We start from the raw sequence: 19,813 nt of genomic DNA, 5'->3' as shown, positions 1-19,813 counted from the left end.
TGAATGAGATATATAAAACGTTCTCTAAGTTTGCAGTTAGTGGTCACTATCGTCGGTGCCCTTGCTGTACTTCTTACTTTAGTTGCCGCTTTGCTCGTGAATAAAGAAAGTAATAACACACGTAAGCAAGTGGATGCGGACATTTCGGCGCTCGTTGCCTTAAAAGCCAATGAGATTGGTGGTTATTTTGTGGCTAAGGGGCAAGTGATCCACTCGGTATTTGCCGAGCCTGGGCTTATCAACTGGTTTAGCCAATACCATGCCCGTGGCAGTAATCTAGCCAATGACCAGCAGTATCAAGATATTATTCGTTATTTCCGCTCGTTTTCCGATCGTGATACCGATGTGAAGTCAGTGTTCTTCGGCTCGGCGAATACCTTCGAGTATTTCGACCTCAATGGCCGTTTCGATGGCGATCCAAACTATTACACCAATAAACGTCCTTGGTGGCAGGAGGCTATCGATCAGCGTGGCCTATTTGTGGGCGATCCTGCGGTCGATGCCAATGATGGCTCGATTTCGGCCACAGTTAAAACCCCTGTCTACGGTGCCAATGGCGAGCTCATCGGGATTGGTGGTATGGATATTCTCATCGATACCATTGGTAAAACCCTGTTAGCGCCAATCAAATACCGCAACTATGGCCAAGCCTTCCTGATGACGGATGAAGGTAAGCTAGTGTATTTCCCAGGATTCTCGGATAAATTCCCGCCGGGTTCACTTGCCAATCAAATCGATAGCCAGTTTAAGGACACCTCTGGCTTTACCGCCTTAAGACAACAAATGCAGCGTGAGGCGCAGGGCTTTGCCGAAGTCACCTTTAACGGTGTGCCGCAGCGGGTAACCTTTGTGTCTGTGGGCGGTGATTATCCTAAGCAGAAATGGCACTTAGCCTTTATGTTGCCTCATGAGGTGATTGAAGCGCCTGTAACCGAAGCCTTTTGGAATGCCTGTTTTGTTGCCTTGGGGATTATGCTCTTAGTCGGCATCACAGTATGGTTGATGTTATTGCCCTTTAGGCGCCAGCTCAGCAAGTTACTCGATGCGATGGAAGACATTGCCGAGGGGGACAGTGACTTATCCCAACGCATTCTAATGGAACGGGAAGATGAGTTAGGTAAGCTGGGTGATGCCTTCAACCGCTTTGCCGAAAAGGTGCAGCAGATGTTACTGCATACCCGTAACTTAACTCAAGAGGTCGGCACTGGGGTGATGGATGCACGCCAAGTGTGTGATTTAGCGGTCTCTTCGGTGTCATCGCAGAAACAACAAATCGATTCGGTGGCCACGGCCGCCACCCAAATGGCACAGACGAGCCAAGAAATGGCGATAAGCGCTCAACGGGCGAATGATTTTGCCGAAAAGGCACAAACTCAAGCCCATGACGGTACCCAAATCGTGTCGCGTGCGACCGAAGGCATGAAGGCATTATCGGTTCAAGTGATTGAAGCCGCTAAAGTCATCAAGGAGTTACGTAGCAGCTCCGAGCAAATAGGCGAAGTGTTAAGCGTGATCCGCAACATTGCTGATCAAACCAACTTGCTGGCGCTCAATGCTGCCATCGAGGCGGCGCGGGCGGGTGAGCAAGGTCGAGGTTTTGCTGTGGTGGCCGATGAAGTGCGAACTCTCGCATCCCGCACCCAAGATTCTACCGCCAACATTCAAGGCATTATCCAAACCCTGCAGCAGAGCGCGCTACAAGCCGAGCAGGTGATGGAGTCTGGGGTTGAACAGGCAAGAGTCGGGCAAGACCTGACCACGCAAGTGGAGCAAGCCTTAAGTGATATCGCCAGTGCGATTGTGTCGATTCAGCAGCAAACGGTGGAAATTACCGTTGCGATTGGCCAGCAGGCCGTTGTGGCTGAAGAGGTGGCACAAAACGTCGTTAGCGTGCGTGGTTTGTCCGATCAGTCTTTGCTCTCAAGCCAAGATTTATCCCAAAGTTTGCAAGGGTTTGAGCAAGCGACTCATGAACTGACCCGCAACATTGGCCAATTTAAGATTTAATTCAAATAGTTGTAAATCAAGGGAGCCTTAGGGCTCCCTTTGTTTTTTGAGCACTTACAATCCAAGTGCAAACAGCACCGTCGCAAATTGATAAGTGATACTTGACTACTGTTTTTATATACAGTATTTTGAGTGTCGGAGGAATGCAAGGTGCGAAAAATCATTCATATCGATATGGATTGCTATTTTGCTGCGGTGGAAATGCGGGATTTTCCCGAATACCGCGGTAAGCCTTTGGCCGTTGGCGGCAGCCGGGTGCAGCGTGGCGTCATCAGCACTTGTAATTATGAGGCGCGAAAATTTGGTGTGCGTTCTGCCATGGCGACGGGCTACGCACTGAAATTGTGTCCCGATCTTATCCTCGTTCCCGGTCGTATGCAGGTCTACAAAGAGGTGTCGCAACAAATTCGCGCCATTTTCTCCCGATACACAGAGTTAATCGAACCGCTTTCCCTCGATGAGGCCTATTTAGATGTCAGCGATTGTAAGCTGTTTAAGGGCTCTGCCACTTTAATCGCCGAGGCAATTCGCCGGGATATTTTGGCCGAAACTGGGCTGACGGCATCGGCGGGCGTGGCACCGATTAAATTTCTCGCCAAGGTTGCCTCTGATTTAAATAAGCCCAATGGGCAATGTGTTATCCCACCCGATGAAGTCGCCGAGTTCGTTAAAAGCTTATCCCTGCGGAAAATCCCAGGTGTGGGTAAGGTGACCGCTGAGAAACTGTCTTCGCTAGGCTTAAATACCTGCGCCGATGTGCAGGCTTATCCTAAGCAAGAGTTGATTGCCCGTTTGGGTAAGTTTGGCGCCGTGTTAGTCGAGCGGGCCCATGGCATCGATGATCGTGGGATTTCGGTAAGCCGCGAGCGCAAATCCGTAGGCGTTGAGACTACACTCGCTCAGGATATTCACACGCTGGAGCAATGCCAGCAGGTGATGCCGGGATTAATCCAAGAGTTGTCCAGCCGTTTAGGGCGAAGCGCTAAGGGGAGGCAAATCCATAAGCAGGTGGTCAAACTTAAATTTAATGATTTTAAACAGACCACAATCGAGCATCGTAGTGACGAGGTGTCCGTGGTGATGTTCTATGAGCTACTGAGCCAAGCAATGGCGAGGCAAGAGGGACGTGGAATTCGGTTACTCGGGGTTTCTGTTTGCCTTGCCGAGAGTAAAGACACGCTTTCGCCGCTCATGGCCCGCGAGACTAAGCAGTTGGATTTTGTGTTTTAGTGTCAATTTAATCTGGGCGGCTCTGACTCCGCGCCAATCTAACCTAGCTAAGCTTAGCTTAGCTAAGTTATGTAAGTTAACGCGACAATCAGCCTTACGCAGTAGGCAAATAGAAGCAACAAAAAGGCCGCATGGGTAAACCCTCTGCGGCCTTTGTTATTTAAGTCTTAGCGACTATTCACCTTTAGCGGGAATGCGTTCTAGCACAGCAAGGAGCAGATCCCAGTATTGACCAACTGTGGTGATATTGACCATTTCATCCGGGCCATGTGGATAACGGATGGTAGGGCCAATCGACACCATGTCCATTTCTGGATAAGGCTTTTTGAACAGACCACATTCAAGACCCGCGTGGATCACCATGATAACCGGTTCTTTATGGTAGATAGACTCGTAGGTCTCACGCACAATCGCCATTACGGGTGAGCTGTTATCTGGCTTCCAACCTGGGTAAGCGCCACTGAATTCAATTTCGGCGCCAGCGAGGTTGGTTAGCGCATTGAGCATGCCTTCAACCTGAGTGCGGCCTGAATCGATGAGCGAGCGAATTAAGCACAGAATGCTGACTTCTTCATCGTTAGTGCTAATCACGCCTACGTTGAGTGAGGTTTCGGTCACGCCCGCGACTTCATCACTCATACGCATCACGCCATTAGGGCATACATGCAGCAGGTCGATCAGGGTGTTTTGGCTGTTTTCACTCATCACACGTTTTGGCGTTGGGATTTCGCTCAACACTAAACGCATGTCTGGGTCGGCAATGGCCAGCTCGGCGCGGACTAAGGCTTCAAAAGCACGCACTTTTTCATTCAGTGCATCGACATTTTCAGCGGGTAACATAAAGCTGATATTGGCTTCGCGTGGGATGGCATTACGCAGTGAACCACCGGTAAATTGGGTTAATTCCAGCGCTAATTCATCAGCATTTTCAAACAGGAAGCGTGCCAAGAGTTTGTTGGCGTTGCCACGACCCAAATGGATGTTGACCCCTGAGTGACCGCCTTTTAAGCCCGATAAATGCAGGCTAAATGACGCGTAACTTTGCTCCGACGCTTGCCATACCATAGGCAGAGTGATCTGGGCATCGACGCCGCCAGCGCAGCCCATGTAGATTTCACCTTCTTGCTCTGAGTCGGTGTTGATCAGGATTTCAGCATCCAGCATACCCGCTTGCAGGCCGAAGGCGCCTGTCATGCCCGCTTCTTCATCAATCGTGAGCAGCACTTCCAGTGGGCCGTGTTTGATATCGTCGCTACCTAAAATCGCTAAGGCCGACGCCATGCCAATACCATTGTCGGCGCCTAAGGTTGTGCCTTTGGCTTTTACCCAGTCACCGTCAACATAGGCTTCGATAGGATCTTTGGTAAAGTCATGCACTTTGTCGGCATTCTTTTGCGGCACCATATCGATGTGCGCTTGGATCACGACGATTTTGCGATCTTCCATTCCCGCGGTCGCGGGTTTGCGAATGATTAAATTGCCGACTGCATCTTCTACGACATCGAGTTGCTTACTCTTAGCCCAGGCTTGGATGTGTTGGCTGAGTGCTTGTTCATGTTTGGAAGGGTGGGGAATTGCACAGATTTGTTCGAACCATTGCCATAAAGGCTGTGGGTATAACTGACTTAACGCTGTCACAGGAGGTCCCTCATCAGGTCTTGTGGGTATAGGGCAAATTTGGCTTGATCCTACCACATTCTGCTCGGCCGATTAATCTTCTCGATAAGCTTGCGTGTGCTTGTGGCAGCGAAAGTTGCCACCCTCAGTCTTTTCGATGGGGACAAAGGGATTTTTTGATTGGTAATTAAGCGTTATAGCGGGAATAATGCAGGCACAATAATGAAAAAGGGTGGGTCATGTTTCAAGTTAACTTTGTTGATGTACAAGCAGAAAATGCCATTTTTGATGGTGAAGGCTGGGATGCGGTTGTGGTGGTCACTCCGGATCTCGTTTCTATCGGAATTGATGAGATCAGTTTATTGGCCGAGCATGGCGCTAAGGTCGATAAGCGTGTCGGTAAGAGCCCGACATTACTGTTTGCTCCCGGTTTAGCCGGTGGCCGTTTAATCATAGCGCCCGTCACTCAAGTGGCTGATGATTATGCCGATGTGCGTATTTATGGCGATGCGGCAAGAGTCGCGATTGCCATCGCTAAAGACGCGGGTGCTAAGCGTCCTTTACTGTATGTGGTGCCTTCTACGACGCCTAAGTTTGGTTTTGCGAGTGAAGTTGCGGCACTCGCCTGCGGCCAAGAATTATGGCAAACCTTAGAATTGCGCGAGGCAACGGGCTTAATGCCAGCCTTTGAAGCCATAGGGTTGTTGTCTTTATCATCTGAAAAGAGCTCCTTGCTCAACGCATTAGAAGCTGGCCGTGTGTTGGCTCGGGATTTATGTGGCACTGAACCTGAGCGTATGTCGGCTAAGGCCTTTGCCGAATATTGTTTGCAAGCCTTTAAAGGCAGCGTGATTAAAACCGCAGTGGTGGAAGATAGGGATATTCTCGAGCGGGATTATCCGCTGTTAAGCGCGGTGGCGCGTTCTTCCTTTGCCGTTGGCCGACATCAACCGCGGGTGGTGAAACTCGAATATCTGCCCGAAGGTGAGATTACTCGTACCTTCTTATTTGCTGGTAAAGGTGTGGTCTATGATACGGGCGGTGCCGATCTGAAAGTCGGTGGCGCAATGGCTGGCATGAGTCGCGATAAAGGCGGCGCCTCTGCCGTGGCGGGGTTATTTAAAACCTTGTCAATGCTCAAGCCTAAAGGTATCCGAGTGATCGCCGAACTGGGCTTAGTGCGTAATAGCATTGGCAGCGAAGCCTTTGTCACCGATGAAATTATCACTAGCCATGCGGGCGTGCGGGTACGAATTGGTAATACGGATGCGGAAGGGCGCTTAGTATTGGCAGACCTGTTAAGTCATCTGCGTATTAAAGCGGTTTCGGCGGTGCAACCAGAGCTGTTCTCGGTCGCGACGCTGACGGGCCATGTGGTGCGTTGCTATGGTAATTATCCTGCTGCGGTTGAAAATGCGGTCGCCAGTGGCGCCAAGTGTGCGCAGACACTCGCGCTACAGGCAAGCCAATGGGGCGAACCCTTTGAGGTTTCTACATTACGTCGCGAGGACTTTGCCAAGATCCGCGAAGTGTCGGGGGCGGCCGATATTTTATCTTCTAACAATGCGCCATCTTCGGTGACGGCCCGTGGGCATCAATATCCTGCGGCGTTTCTGCTCAAGGCTTCGGGATTGTTTGAACACGGTGTTAACGCCGCAATTCCTTTAGCTTACACACACTTAGATATCGCTGGCAGTGCCACTGAGGGCGATCCGCTCTATGGTAAACCCACTACGAGTCCTTTAGTCGGTCTGTATCAATATCTGATCAATCGTTAACAATTTTACGTAAAAAATAGAAATAATTCTGTAATATCTTACTTATTAGGTGGTTACAGGGTTATTTCTGTTTTTATGTGACGCAGGTCGCCAAGATCTTTATGGTTTTACGTAATAAAATTACATTAAAAAGCCTTAATTAAAAAAAATACAAATAAAGCTTGTAATAAAACTACGAAAACATATAATAGTTTTCGTGGACAGGGCAATGCGCCCATCCCCTCTAGTCTATCCAGGATGGATATCCTTCTCCAAGGACCCGAGTGACAAGTCGTCTCAACGGATTTGAGAATCTCTAGTTCCAAGGAACCGAGCCAAGCTTTACTAGAGTACTTAATCTCAACTTTACTTAGGAGTAATTGACTATGTCTTATACAGGCAAGAATCACTTTGTTTGGCAAAACACTTGGATTAACTCAGATGTTTTGCGTGGCGGTTTATTCGCTATGAGCTTTAAGGGCTAACTATCCCTTTAAACCTAGTTTCCATCATCCATCAACCTTTGTATCGCCTTGTTGGCGTGTTTAGACTCAAGTAGCATATCGGTGTTTTTGCATGGGTATGCCAGGTTTTTCCGCTAGCGCGGTAATGTACTTCCCCGAAAGGGACGCTTGAAATATGTCTTGCCTGCTCATTGAGCAGGCTTTTTTTTACCTGTTTTTCAGCTTAGATAACTGATTTCGCTCATATCCTAGTATCTCGTCAAAAATTTTTTGCCTAATGGCAAAAAATGTCCTGTGTCGATGAGCTTCTTTAATCATTTGTTTTTAAAGCGTAAAACTTTTTTGTGAGTGCGGCTTTTATTTGATACGACTTAAGAATGACAAATTTGTTATATTTATCACATAAAATACAAATGCAAATCGTTCTCAATGGTGTTACCGTATGCGCACCTTAACAAAACTTGCTGAACGACTATGCGTTTTAATCTACTTCCTCTTGCGGCTGCGGTAACACTAGCATTGAATCCTTTGGCGTTGATGGCCGAAGAACAAACCTCTTCTAAAACAGAGACACAAGATCAAAATATCGAAAAAATCACCGTGATGGGTAAATACACTGTGAGTCGAAATATTGATACAGCGACAGGTCTCGGACTCACATTACGGGAAACGCCACAGTCGGTCAGCATCATGACGGCGGATCGGATTGAAGATCAGGCGTTAAATACTGTGGTCGACGTGGTGAATAACACTGTGGGCCTGTCTTCTTCAAAAACCGATAACGTGCGTAACGGTTTTTCGGCCCGCGGTTTTACCGTGCAAAACTATCAAATTGATGGCGTGCCTTTATCTTGGAGTTTAGGCGGCGATGCTGGTGAAACGGTATCGGATGTGTCTATCTACGAGCGTGTTGAAGTTGTGCGTGGTGCTACCGGTTTATTAACGGGCGCAGGCGATCCTTCTGCTTCGATTAACTTAGTGCGTAAGCATGCCGACAGCTCAGATCTTAAAGGTTATGTGGATGTCGCAACGGGAAGTTGGGATAAAAAACAAGTCACTGCGGATGTGTCCAATGGTTTGAATGAAGACGGCAGTGTCCGTGGCCGTTTAGTCGCTAAGTATGTGAATAGCGATTCTTACCAAAATCTGTATCAAGACCGCAAAACCATTCTCTATGGGGTTGTCGATAGCGATATTACCGCCAACACTTTACTGCGTGTCGGTGCTAGCTATAACCACAACGATCCCAAAGGGGCGATGTGGGGCGCGTTACCCGCCGTCTTTAGTGATGGTTCTGCCACAGATTGGGATACATCGGCCACCACGGCTGCCGATTGGAGCCGCTGGGAAACCAAAAACATCAACTACTTTGCTAACCTAAATCATTACTTCAGCAATGGTTGGCAACTAGTCGCTAACTACAACCGCATGGAATATGAAACCACCACTAAGATGATCTACATGTCGGGTTTACTCGATAAAGACACGGGTGCAGGGCTCAGTGGTCAGCGTTATCACAGCCATGGTGAAAGTAACTCTAATAACTTTGATGTGCAGCTTAAGGGCGACTATGACCTCTTTGGTCAAACCCATGAGTTTGTGACGGGCGCCTTATACAGTAAGCAAAAATCCTACGCCGATACCTATGAGCCTATCCGTGACGATATGACGGGTTGGGACTCACAAGTGGTCGATAACTTCTACGAATGGCAACAAAATCAGTTTGCCGAGCCTGAATGGTCGACCAATGCGAACCGTCAGCTCAATATGGATACCGAGCAAAAAGGCTTTTATGCGGCGACTCGCCTGACCATCACCGATGATTTCAAACTGATTGCCGGTGGACGTATCTCAAGCTGGAACCGTGAAGGCGTGAGCTATGGTACCGATACTAACTTTGGCGATGATGGCGTGTTTGTGCCCTATGTTGGTGCTTTATACGATATCAATGAAGAGCACCGTATTTACGCCAGCTATACAGGGATTTTTAATCCGCAAAATTATTTCGATGCTAATCAAGAATATTTAGATCCATTGGAGGGGAAAGCCTACGAATTAGGTTTGAAGAGTTCCTATCTTGACGATCGCCTACATACCACAGTGGCCGTGTTCCAAATTGACCAAGATAACTTGGCAACTTTAGCTGGAACGATTGTTATCGGTGGTCAACCCGTTAATTACTATGAAGCCGCACAAGGCACTAAGAGTAAGGGTTTTGAGCTAGAAGTGGTGGGTGAGCCTGCCGATGGCTGGAATATCTCTGCAGGTTACTCGCAATTTAATGCCGAAGATGCAGAGGGTAAGCGAGTCGCGACGACCAGCCCACAGAAGCAATTTAAACTCTTTACTACCTACCAATTTGTGGATTTACTACCCGAGTTAACCATAGGTGGTGGGGTGAATTGGCAAAGTGACAGTTACTCAGAAGGCGGCGGTGCGACAATCAAACAGGATGACTATTCCTTAGTGAATCTGATGGCGCGCTACGATCTGGCTGAGAATATGGATCTGCAGGTTAACGTAGAGAATCTGTTGGATGAGAAATACTATGCCTATATGACAGCGTCTGGCCTAGCTTACAGTGCGTATCACTACGGCGCGCCACGTAACTTTACCGTTAGCTTTAACTATCGCTTCTAAGCATTTCCCGTTGAACTCAAAAAGCCGGCGTCCTTAAGGGCACCGGCTTTTTGCTATCGACTTCACTACGATTTTTGGCGCAGAGGCGACCGAATATGCCTGCATGGGATAAGCATTGTGCTGTTTTGTGATTATTTCGCTTTAAAAACAATGTGCTGTTCATCTTGAACGGCATTCGAATTTTCCCAGTGTTAAGATTGGCTTGCTAACCCCTATTTAGTGTGAGCTTTAATGTAAATTAAGCACGGTGGTTTTTTGTTCTGTTTAGCGATTTCTATCAAGAAAATCTCCATCAATTTTCTGGCCTGACCAGCACAAACTCCCTATAATCCCCAGCGAAAAACACGACTACATAGTGTTTACATTTTTGACCCTACCTACTTTAAAAGAAAAGGAACCCAGTTCCATGTTAGAAAAGCTGTTCAAACTGAAACAAAATCAAACGAGCCTCAAGCAGGAAGCGATAGCAGGTTTGACAACATTTATGACTATGGCCTACATCATTTTTGTGAATCCAATGATGTTAGCCGATGCGGGTATGGATCATGGCGCCGTGTTTGTGGCCACCTGTTTAGCGGCGGCGGTGGGTTGTATTGTGATGGGTGTCATGGCGAACTATCCCATTGCACTGGCTCCAGGTATGGGACTCAATGCCTTTTTTACCTACACAGTCGTGGGTGAAATGGGTTACAGCTGGGAAACGGCACTCGGCGCAGTTTTCCTGTCGGGAATTTGCTTTTTAATTCTGTCTCTAGTGCGTATTCGCGAGTGGATTGTAAATAGTATTCCTATGTCGCTGCGTATCGGTATTGCCGCGGGTATTGGCTTATTCCTCGCGCTGATCGGTCTTAAGAGTGCCGGCATTGTGGTCGCAAGCCCTGCAACTTTAGTGACCATGGGCGATATTACCGCCTTCCCAGCGGTGATGGCCGTGTTAGGTTTCTTCCTGATCATCGCCATGGTGCAACGTGGCATGAAGTCGGCGGTGATTTTAAGCATCCTAATCATCACAGGGCTTGGGTTACTCTTCGGTGATGTGCATTACAACGGCATCGTCTCTATGCCGCCTTCAGTCGCACCGACCTTTATGGCGATGGATTTGTCTCAAGTATTTGAAGTGACAATGCTGTCTGTGGTGTTTGCCTTTTTATTTGTGGACCTCTTTGATACCTCTGGCACTTTAGTTGCGGTGGCGCAGCGTGGTGGTTTCCTCGATGAGAAAGGCCGTTTACCTCGCTTAAACCGTGCCTTAACTGCGGACAGTTTAGCGACGATTGCGGGCGCAGCCTTAGGTACGTCAACGACTACCAGCTATATCGAAAGTACCGCAGGTGTGAGCGCGGGTGGCCGTACTGGCTTAACCGCTGTCGTGGTCGGCTTACTGTTTATCTTGGCCTTATTCTTATCACCATTAGCAGGGATGATCCCCGCCTATGCCACGGCTGGTACGCTGTTCTATGTGGCGATTCTGATGATGTCCGGACTGGTTCACGTCGAATGGGAAGATTTAACAGAAGCTGCGCCAGTAGTTGTGGTCTGTATCCTAATGCCGTTGACCTTCTCTATCGCTACCGGGATTGCGCTGGGGATTATTTCCTATGCCGCCATCAAACTGTTAACAGGCCGTTTTAGCGATTTAAATATCGGGGTGATTGTGCTCGCGGCGATGTTTATTGCGAAATTTATTTACGGCTGATACTTAGCCAGTCGCCAATTAGGCGGTTTTTTTGAGGGTCATCGAATCGATGGCCCTTTTTTATGCGCGATCCCAAGCAGAATTGAAAATTTCTACCAACATCCGGCCCACTAACTACCAATTGCTCTGCGGATTAGGTATAAGGATTATCCGGTTATTTTCTACATATGAATAATGAATTTAAGTGAGATTGCGTATCGCCGCGTGGTAGTGAAGTTAGGGACGAGTGTGCTGACGTCTGGCAGTAAACAGCTAGATAAAGCCCATATGGTTGAGCTTGCTCGTCAAATGGCCGCACTGATGAGATCAGGGGTCGAAGTCGTATTATGCACTTCTGGCGCAATTGCCGCCGGACGCGAACATCTCCAATACCCGGTATTGCCCGACACTATGGCCAATAAACAGTTATTAGCCGCTGTCGGGCAGAGTCAACTTATTCTCGCTTGGGCACAACTCTTTAGCATCTACGGTTTACATGTCGGGCAATTGCTGCTGACACGTGCCGATCTACACGATCGAGAGCGCTATTTGAATGCCCGCGATACGCTTAATGCCTTGCTGGCAAACAATATTATCCCAATCATCAACGAAAACGATGCCGTTGCTACTAATGAGATCAAAGTGGGCGACAACGACAACTTGTCGGCGCGTGCGGCACTGCTGTGTGATGCCGACCTGTTGATTTTGTTGACGGATCAAAAGGGCTTATTTGATGCCGATCCGCGCACTAACCCTAATGCTAAGCTGATTTCGCAGGTCGAGAAAATTGACGACAGTCTGCGCCTGTTAGCGGGTGGTTCGGTTTCTGGCTTAGGTACGGGCGGAATGTCGACTAAGCTAGAAGCTGCGGATATTGCTCGCCGCGCGGGTATTGAAGTGGTGATTGCCTCGGGTCATCACCCCGATGTGATTAAAAAGGTTGTCGGCAAAGAATCTGTCGGCACGCATTTTAGTGCCATCGAAAATCCGTTAGAGAGCCGCAAACAGTGGATTTTAGCGGGACCTGCCGCCCAAGGTTCACTGGTGCTCGATGCGGGCGCGGTGAAAGCCGTGACCGAAAAAGGTCGCAGCTTGCTCTCTAAGGGGATTATTGGCGTTAAAGGGGAATTTGAACGTGGTGCAACCCTGCAATTGGTTGACCAAAAAGGCAAAATCATTGCCAGAGGCATCACCCGCTACTGTGGTGAGGCCTTAGGGTTAATTGCGGGTAAACATTCCGACGAAATCGAGTCAGTGCTCGGTTACGATTATGGTGACGCAATAGTGCACCGCAACGACATGGTCGTCTTATAAGCGAGGTCTGTTTTGAGTCAAACTAATCAAGCGCAATATTTACAACAACTGGGCAGTCAGGCTAAGCAAGCCAGCTATGCCTTGGCCAATCTAAGCGCCGCACAGAAAGCGGATTTACTCGAGGCGATTGCCGAGGCCCTGACGCAGAATATTCCGGCCATTCTTGCGGCCAACGCCAAAGACGTTGCCGCCGCTAAGGTTGAAGGCTTGAATGATGCGATGATCGATAGGCTGTTGCTTAACGAGTCGCGTCTGGCGGGGATTATCGGTGATATCGGCGATGTGGTGCGTCTTGCCGATCCCGTTGGCGAAGAGTTTGGCAGTCGAGTGTTGGACAATGGCTTAAGGCTCACGCGCCGCCGCGTACCGCTGGGGGTAATTGGGGTTATTTATGAGGCGCGGCCGAATGTGACGGTCGATATTGCGGTATTGGCACTGAAAACCGGTAACGCAGTGATTTTGCGCGGCGGAAAAGAGACGCTCGAATCTAACAAACTGATTAGTGAAGTGATCCGTGGCGCGATTGCGAGCCAAGGTCTGCCAGTCGATGCGGTGCAGCTGATTGATTCTCCCGATAGAGCCTTAGTCACAGGTCTACTCAAGCTCGACCAATATGTCGATATGATAGTCCCCCGTGGCGGACAAGCACTGCAGCGTCTTTGCGCCGAGCAAGCGACGATTCCGGTGATCTTAGGCGGTATTGGGATTTGCCATCTGTATGTCGATAAACATGCCGATCTTGAGCGCGCACTCGAGGTGATTGCTAACGCAAAAGTGCAACGCCCGACGGTATGCAACGCGCTGGATACCTTGCTGGTGGATAACGCAGTTGCCGAGCGTTTTGTGCCGCAAATTGCCGAGTACTTACATCGCTTAGGTGTGCGTTTTTCAGTGTGTGAACAAAGCTATGCACTGCTCGATGGGCTGGGTTTTGATATTTCCCCAGCAACAGAGCAAAGCTTTGCGACAGAGTGGTTGTCTTTGACCTTAGGCATTAAAGTGGTGAGCGACATTGATACAGCCATTGCCCATATCCGTACCTATTCCAGTGGGCACTCGGAAGCGATTCTCACCGATGATATCCATGCGGCAACGCATTTTATGAACGAAGTGAATTCGGCTGCTGTGTATGTGAATGCCAGTACCCGTTTTACCGATGGCGGCCAATTTGGCTTGGGTGCCGAGGTGGCTGTGAGCACGCAAAAACTCCATGCCCGTGGTCCAATGGGGCTTGAGGCACTGACCACCTATAAGTGGTTAGCATGGGGTGATTACACGAGCCGCGCTTAATCCTTATCGTTTTATCAAATCGTGCCATTAAAAAAGCCGCAATAGCGGCTTTTTTGTTGGCAAAGATCTCGGTTAATGGATAAGCGGGGTGTAAGTGGCAATTAACCATAGGCACAGAAATGCTACCGACATCGCTGTGGTGAACTTACGAAAGGCTCTAATGTACTCCAAGGTATACAGAAAATACTTTTCCTGCACTCTGCGGGTGATCAGTACCGAGGGAAGTAAAAAAGTGCAATAGAGCATCACCACCATGGTTGTGAAACCATTTCCGAAAAAATGCTCATAGATAAACAGGGCAATACAAATGAGCATGGCAACCCAACCGATAGGGCTTATGCCATCTTCTTGATTCCATTGAGTTGATTTTTCCATCTGACTATCCTTAGTCGTCTGTGTACAGTTCAATTTATAGACGGATATGGTGCAGTTTTCAACTCTGTTGAGGATAAATGCTGTGATGCTCCCAGCATATTTTAGCAATATCTGATGTTTTGCCTTAAAGGGTTTTAATATCCGCAAATGCTCCGCGGCATAATTTCGCTAAGTCATTCGCCGCAAGGCAGATTTCAAGGCCGCGGCGGCCGGCACTGACATAGATTTTATCGAATTGCTGAGCCGTCGCATCGATCAGCGTTGGCAGCTGTTTTTTCTGGGCTAAGGGGCTAATGCCGCCAACGAGGTAGCCAGAGGATTTTTGTGCTAAATCCGCATCGGCCATTTGCAGTTTCTTCTGGCCTAAACATTTAGCGACGGCTTTTAAATTGAGTTGATGGTCAACTGGTACTAGCGCGACGGCAAGCGGAGGATGGGCTTTATCGGTCGCAACCAGTAAGGTTTTAAATACCTGCGCGGGGGCGAGCCCTAACACATTGGCGGCTTCCTCGCCATAGGCGGCGCAGTGTGGGTCGTGGCTGTATTCTAAGATTTCAAAGGGAATTTTGGCTTTCTTTGCCATTTGTACCGCTGGTGTCATGCTCTCGTCCTCGCGCCCCAATTAGGTGCAATAAAAGTCTAGGGGCAATAAAAGTCCGCCATAGTAGCCCTTTCTGCGGCGTTAAAATGTTAGCTCGGGCATAAATTGCCTATGCCCGAGTGATACGCCTTACTCAGTCTGCAAGCTTGGCATTGATCTTGGTTTTGCGCTCAAGGTAACGCGGGAATAACTGCTGTAACATCATGCCACTCAAAATAAAACCTAATCCGATATACGTTGCGGTGGCGATAGTTTCTTGCAGAATCCAGGCAATAAAACCAATCGACATCACTGGCGATAAAAATACTAAGGTACTGATATTGGCCGTGCGAGTCGCGGTTTTAAGTGCCATTAACCAGAGCACGAAGGTAATGCCCATCTCAAATAAACCAACATACATGCCCGCCATCACAGCGCTCAAACTAAAGCTGGGTAGGGTATCGGTCAGTAGCAGTGTTACGGTAATAAAAGGTAAACCAATTAAAAAGCTCAATAGTAGGCTGACGACGGGGTCGCCTTGATCTTTAGTGTTCACAATCCAATATAGGCACCAGAGCAAAGTGCTAGTTAATGCAAGACCAATCCCGAGTGGACTGTCGAAGCGAAAACCACTGACATCGCCGCCGGTGGCGATAATAAATACCCCTGAGTAGGCGATCAGTGCCGCAATCATATCGCTCTTACGCAAATGTTGTTTCAAGAGCGGCGCGGCTAACAGCGGCAGCAATACCGCCCAAGTGTAATTGAGTGAGAGCGCCTGCTGGGCGGGTAACAGTGAATAGGCTTTAAACAGCACCACATAATACAGAAAAGGGTTAATCTGCCCGGTAACCAGATAAAACGCCGGGCGACGCAGGAGCTGCGCTTTAAGGAGCGGCAGTTTTTTCTGCCAAGCGAGAATGGCACCTAGGGCGATGATTGAAGTGAGTACCGCCACAAACACCAGTTGCAACGGGCTATAAAATCCGAGGGCAATCTTAAAGGCGGTTGCCACCGTCGACCAGAGGAATACCGCGGCCATGCCGTACACATACGCCAAATTTGAAGATTTCACACTATTACCCTATGCGCTTAAACATCACTCAATGTGCGCAGATTGAATAACAGCTATTGCTGATAAGCAAGCGGATTTTGCGGTTTTGAATATTTTATACAGTCGCGCACTTTGAAAAGATAAATCAGAAAAATTTTTTATCGGCCCTTGTAATTAAATTCCCTGTCCCAATATAGGTGTTAAGGCAGAGAAGGTGGCCAACAGTGGACTTGAAAAAAAACCGTCCGGCCCCATATCAAAACCAACTTATAAATTTAGTTAGACAGAAATTTTTCGGAGGACCTCATGGGTAAAATTATTGGTATCGACTTAGGCACAACAAACTCTTGTGTAGCTGTCCTCGATGGTGGCAAAGCACGCGTATTAGAGAATGCTGAAGGCGATCGCACAACCCCGTCTATCATCGCTTACACCGATGATGAGACCATCGTGGGTCAGCCAGCAAAACGCCAAGCTGTAACTAACCCAAACAACACATTCTTCGCGATCAAGCGTTTGATCGGTCGTCGCTTCAAAGACGACGAAGTTCAACGTGACGTGAACATCATGCCATTCAAAATCATTGCAGCCGACAACGGTGATGCATGGGTTGAATCACGTGGCAACAAAATGGCTCCACCACAAGTTTCTGCTGAAATCTTGAAAAAGATGAAGAAAACAGCAGAAGACTTCTTAGGTGAAGAAGTGACAGAAGCGGTAATTACCGTTCCTGCATACTTTAACGATTCACAACGTCAAGCCACTAAAGATGCGGGCCGCATCGCAGGTCTTGAAGTTAAACGTATTATCAACGAACCAACGGCTGCAGCACTGGCCTACGGTATCGATAAGAAGCAAGGCGACAACATCGTTGCAGTGTACGACTTAGGTGGTGGTACATTCGATATCTCTATCATCGAAATCGACAGCAACGACGGCGACCAAACCTTCGAAGTATTAGCGACTAACGGTGACACTCACTTAGGTGGTGAAGACTTTGACAACCGTTTAATCAACTACTTAGCTGATGAGTTCAAGAAAGAGCAAGGCTTAGATCTGCGTAAAGATCCATTAGCAATGCAACGTCTGAAAGAAGCGGCTGAAAAGGCGAAGATTGAGCTTTCAAGCACCAACCAAACTGAAGTGAACCTGCCATACATCACTGCCGATGCAACAGGTCCTAAGCACTTAGTGGTGAAAATCACCCGTGCTAAGTTAGAGTCACTGGTTGAAGACTTAATCATTCGTACCTTAGAGCCATTAAAAGTGGCACTGGCTGACGCTGACTTATCAGTATCAGACATTAACGAAGTGATTTTAGTGGGTGGTCAAACCCGTATGCCTAAGGTTCAAGAAGCGGTTTCTAACTTCTTCGGTAAAGAACCTCGTAAAGACGTTAACCCAGACGAAGCCGTAGCCGTAGGTGCTGCGATTCAAGCGGGCGTACTGTCAGGCGACGTGAAAGACGTTCTGCTGTTAGACGTAACACCACTGTCTCTGGGTATCGAAACCATGGGCAGCGTAATGACCAAGCTGATTGAGAAAAACACCACTATTCCGACTAAGGCACAGCAAGTGTTCTCAACAGCCGATGACAACCAAAGCGCAGTAACCATTCACGTACTGCAAGGTGAGCGTAAGCAAGCGAGCGCGAACAAGTCATTAGGTCAGTTCAACCTTGACGGTATTGAGCCAGCACCACGTGGCATGCCACAAATCGAAGTGATGTTCGATATCGACGCTGACGGTATTCTGCATGTTTCTGCCACCGACAAGAAAACCGGTAAGAAACAAAACATCACTATCAAAGCTTCTTCAGGCTTAAGCGAAGAAGAAGTGGCGCAAATGGTACGTGACGCTGAAGCACACGCTGAAGAAGACAAGAAGTTTGAAGAGTTAGTGCAATCTCGCAACCAAGCTGACGGCTTAGTTCACGCAACTAAGAAACAAGTTGAAGAAGCGGGCGACGCACTGCCAGCAGACGATAAAGCTAAGATTGAAGCGGCAATGAGCGCAGTTGAAGTTGCAACTAAAGGCAACGACAAAGAAGCCATTGAAAAAGCGACTCAAGAGCTGATTGAAGCGTCTGCTAAGCTGATGGAAATTGCTCAGGCTAAAGCTCAAACTCAAGGCGGCGCACAAGAAGGTGCTGCTAAACAGTCTAACGCGACTGCCGATGACGTTGTCGATGCTGAATTTGAAGAAGTGAAAGACGACAAGAAATAACATTTGCTCTCAATCAAATTGATTGATTTCAAATAGTTAATTTCTAGGCGGGCGTTACGGGGAAACCCTAACGCCCGTTCGTTCAACTTAAGCTGAGAAGCATGAGATTATGTCAAAGCGAGATTATTACGAAGTATTAGGCGTTGGTCGTGACGCCAGCGAACGTGAAATTAAAAAAGCCTACAAGCGTTTGGCGATGAAGTTTCACCCCGATCGCAACCCTGGCGACAAAGCTGCCGAGGCGAGCTTTAAAGAAGTTAAAGAAGCCTACGAAATCCTTACCGATGCCAACAAAAAAGCGGCCTATGACCAATTTGGTCATGCGGGTGTGGATCCGAATCGCGGCGGCGGTGGTGGCTACGGCGGTGCGGGAGATTTCGGCGATATTTTCGGTGATGTCTTTGGCGATATTTTCGGCGGTGGACGCCGTGGCGGTCAACGCCAAGCGGCCCGCGGCTCAGATTTACGTTACAACCTAGAGTTATCACTGGAAGAAGCCGTAAAAGGCCTCACCAAAGAACTGCGTATTCCAACCTTAGCCAGCTGTGATGTGTGTGACGGCAGCGGTGCGAAAAAAGGCTCTTCGGCGACTACCTGTGGTACCTGTCATGGTCAAGGCCAAGTGCAAATGCGCCAAGGTTTCTTCACCGTACAACAGCCATGTCCAACCTGTCATGGTCGCGGCAAGATCATTAAAGATCCTTGCTCTAAGTGCCATGGTGATGGCCGTGTCGAGAAGACCAAAACCCTGTCAGTTAAGATCCCAGCGGGTGTCGACACTGGCGACCGTATCCGCTTAGCGGGTGAAGGTGAAGCAGGCGAGTTTGGTGCGCCACCGGGCGATTTATACGTTCAGGTCACAGTACGTGAACATGCTATCTTTGTCCGTGATGGCAACAACCTCTACTGCGAAGTACCAATTTCATTCAGCAAAGCGGCGCTCGGCGGCGAGATTGAAGTGCCAACACTGGATGGCAAAGTCAGCCTGAAGATCCCAGCCGAAACGCAAACGGGCCGTATGTTCCGTCTGCGTGGCAAAGGGGTTAAATCGGTTCGCAGCCATGCCGTTGGCGACTTGCTCTGCAAAGTCGTGATGGAAACGCCAGTCAACCTAAACGAGCGTCAGAAAGAATTACTGCGTGAGTTTGAGGCGACTTTAACCGGTGAATCAAAGAAGCACAGCCCAAAGGCTGAAGGCTTTTTCGATGGCGTGAAGAAGTTTTTCCAAGACCTAAATAGCTAATTAGGTTTGCTGGCGCTGCTGTTATGTTAGCAGCGCACTAGATAAATAAAGCCCCGCAGTGTTTAACACTAGCGGGGCTTTTTTATATCTCAAATCGAGTTTGAGATTTCGATAGTTTTAAAAAGTAAAGTCAAAGTCGTGGGGCTTCACCCCACACCCGACCAAAAGGGGAAAAGCGCCTGTTCCCCTTTTGGAAATCCCCCGGCGTCCCCAACGGAGTTGAAAGCCCCTTGTGCTCATAGCCAAATTTGCTATCGCTTCCGAAGGATGCGTCCATGCACCTGCGAAAGCTAGCTCGCCATCCATGGCGAGACTCACGCAATTTGTCTATTCGCCCTGCG

General features: G+C 48.5%; 13 protein-coding genes. 9 read left to right on the top strand and 4 right to left on the bottom strand.

Translation table 11 applies throughout. From position 1 onward, the window contains the following. The first annotated feature begins 3 nt into the window (after positions 1 to 3). Both B5P39_RS06845 and dinB read left to right on the top strand, forming a co-directional pair. Positions 4 to 2,007, top strand: a complete 2,004-nt coding sequence (locus B5P39_RS06845) for a methyl-accepting chemotaxis protein (protein WP_011716074.1) — start codon at positions 4 to 6, stop codon at positions 2,005 to 2,007. A gap of 150 nt (positions 2,008 to 2,157) precedes the next feature. Continuing rightward, the gene (dinB, locus tag B5P39_RS06840; protein WP_088210925.1) at positions 2,158 to 3,237 is read left to right on the top strand and encodes a DNA polymerase IV; all 1,080 of its coding nucleotides are present in this window, start codon (positions 2,158 to 2,160) and stop codon (positions 3,235 to 3,237) included. A gap of 174 nt (positions 3,238 to 3,411) precedes the next feature. Here the strand turns inward: dinB and B5P39_RS06835 are convergent, their stop codons facing one another. Next, entirely contained in the window at positions 3,412 to 4,875 is a 1,464-nt protein-coding gene (locus tag B5P39_RS06835; RefSeq protein ID WP_088210924.1) for an aminoacyl-histidine dipeptidase, read from the bottom strand. A 218-nt stretch (positions 4,876 to 5,093) separates the two neighbouring features. Here B5P39_RS06835 and B5P39_RS06830 point away from each other — a divergent pair, with 218 nt between their 5' ends. The 5 genes from B5P39_RS06830 (at position 5,094) to B5P39_RS06805 (ending at position 13,994) form a co-directional block, all read left to right on the top strand. After that, positions 5,094 to 6,632 carry a peptidase M17 gene (locus B5P39_RS06830; protein WP_088210923.1) on the top strand — a complete coding sequence of 513 codons (1,539 nt, stop codon included), beginning with the start codon at positions 5,094 to 5,096 and terminating at the stop codon, positions 6,630 to 6,632. Positions 6,633 to 7,549: 917 nt separating this feature from the next. Then, positions 7,550 to 9,715, top strand: a complete 2,166-nt coding sequence (locus B5P39_RS06820; RefSeq protein ID WP_088210922.1) for a TonB-dependent siderophore receptor — start codon at positions 7,550 to 7,552, stop codon at positions 9,713 to 9,715. Positions 9,716 to 10,121: 406 nt separating this feature from the next. After that, a complete protein-coding gene (locus B5P39_RS06815) occupies positions 10,122 to 11,411 on the top strand; it encodes an NCS2 family permease (protein WP_088210921.1) in 1,290 nt (429 codons plus the stop codon). 174 nt (positions 11,412 to 11,585) lie between these two features. Then, on the top strand, positions 11,586 to 12,704 hold the full coding sequence (proB, locus tag B5P39_RS06810) for a glutamate 5-kinase (RefSeq protein WP_086903377.1): 1,119 nt from the start codon (positions 11,586 to 11,588) through the stop codon (positions 12,702 to 12,704). A 12-nt stretch (positions 12,705 to 12,716) separates the two neighbouring features. Then, positions 12,717 to 13,994 carry a glutamate-5-semialdehyde dehydrogenase gene (locus B5P39_RS06805; RefSeq protein ID WP_088210920.1) on the top strand — a complete coding sequence of 426 codons (1,278 nt, stop codon included), beginning with the start codon at positions 12,717 to 12,719 and terminating at the stop codon, positions 13,992 to 13,994. Positions 13,995 to 14,066: 72 nt separating this feature from the next. Here B5P39_RS06805 and B5P39_RS06800 read toward each other — a convergent pair whose 3' ends face one another. The 3 genes from B5P39_RS06800 to B5P39_RS06790 all read right to left on the bottom strand — a co-directional run bounded on the left by B5P39_RS06800 (position 14,067) and on the right by B5P39_RS06790 (position 16,024). Then, entirely contained in the window at positions 14,067 to 14,369 is a 303-nt protein-coding gene (locus B5P39_RS06800) for a hypothetical protein (RefSeq protein WP_011716082.1), read from the bottom strand. A 124-nt stretch (positions 14,370 to 14,493) separates the two neighbouring features. Beyond that, on the bottom strand, positions 14,494 to 14,970 hold the full coding sequence (gene ybaK / locus B5P39_RS06795; RefSeq protein WP_088210919.1) for a Cys-tRNA(Pro) deacylase: 477 nt from the start codon (positions 14,968 to 14,970) through the stop codon (positions 14,494 to 14,496). A 133-nt stretch (positions 14,971 to 15,103) separates the two neighbouring features. Further along, complete coding sequence (locus tag B5P39_RS06790; protein WP_088210918.1) at positions 15,104 to 16,024, bottom strand: DMT family transporter; 921 nt, start codon at positions 16,022 to 16,024, stop codon at positions 15,104 to 15,106. 285 nt (positions 16,025 to 16,309) lie between these two features. On the opposite strand from B5P39_RS06790, the gene dnaK reads away from it, so the two are divergent. Then, the gene (gene dnaK / locus B5P39_RS06785) at positions 16,310 to 18,229 is read left to right on the top strand and encodes a molecular chaperone DnaK (RefSeq protein WP_011716085.1); all 1,920 of its coding nucleotides are present in this window, start codon (positions 16,310 to 16,312) and stop codon (positions 18,227 to 18,229) included. 109 nt (positions 18,230 to 18,338) lie between these two features. Then, entirely contained in the window at positions 18,339 to 19,472 is a 1,134-nt protein-coding gene (gene dnaJ, locus B5P39_RS06780; RefSeq protein WP_011716086.1) for a molecular chaperone DnaJ, read from the top strand. Positions 19,473 to 19,813: the final 341 nt, after the last annotated feature.

Source organism: Shewanella sp. Shew256 (genome assembly GCF_002196695.1).
In the GTDB taxonomy this organism is placed as follows: Bacteria; Pseudomonadota; Gammaproteobacteria; order Enterobacterales; family Shewanellaceae; genus Shewanella; species Shewanella mangrovisoli.
Note: the sequence above shows the minus strand (reverse complement) of the source record. Positions and strands in the feature narration are given on the sequence as shown.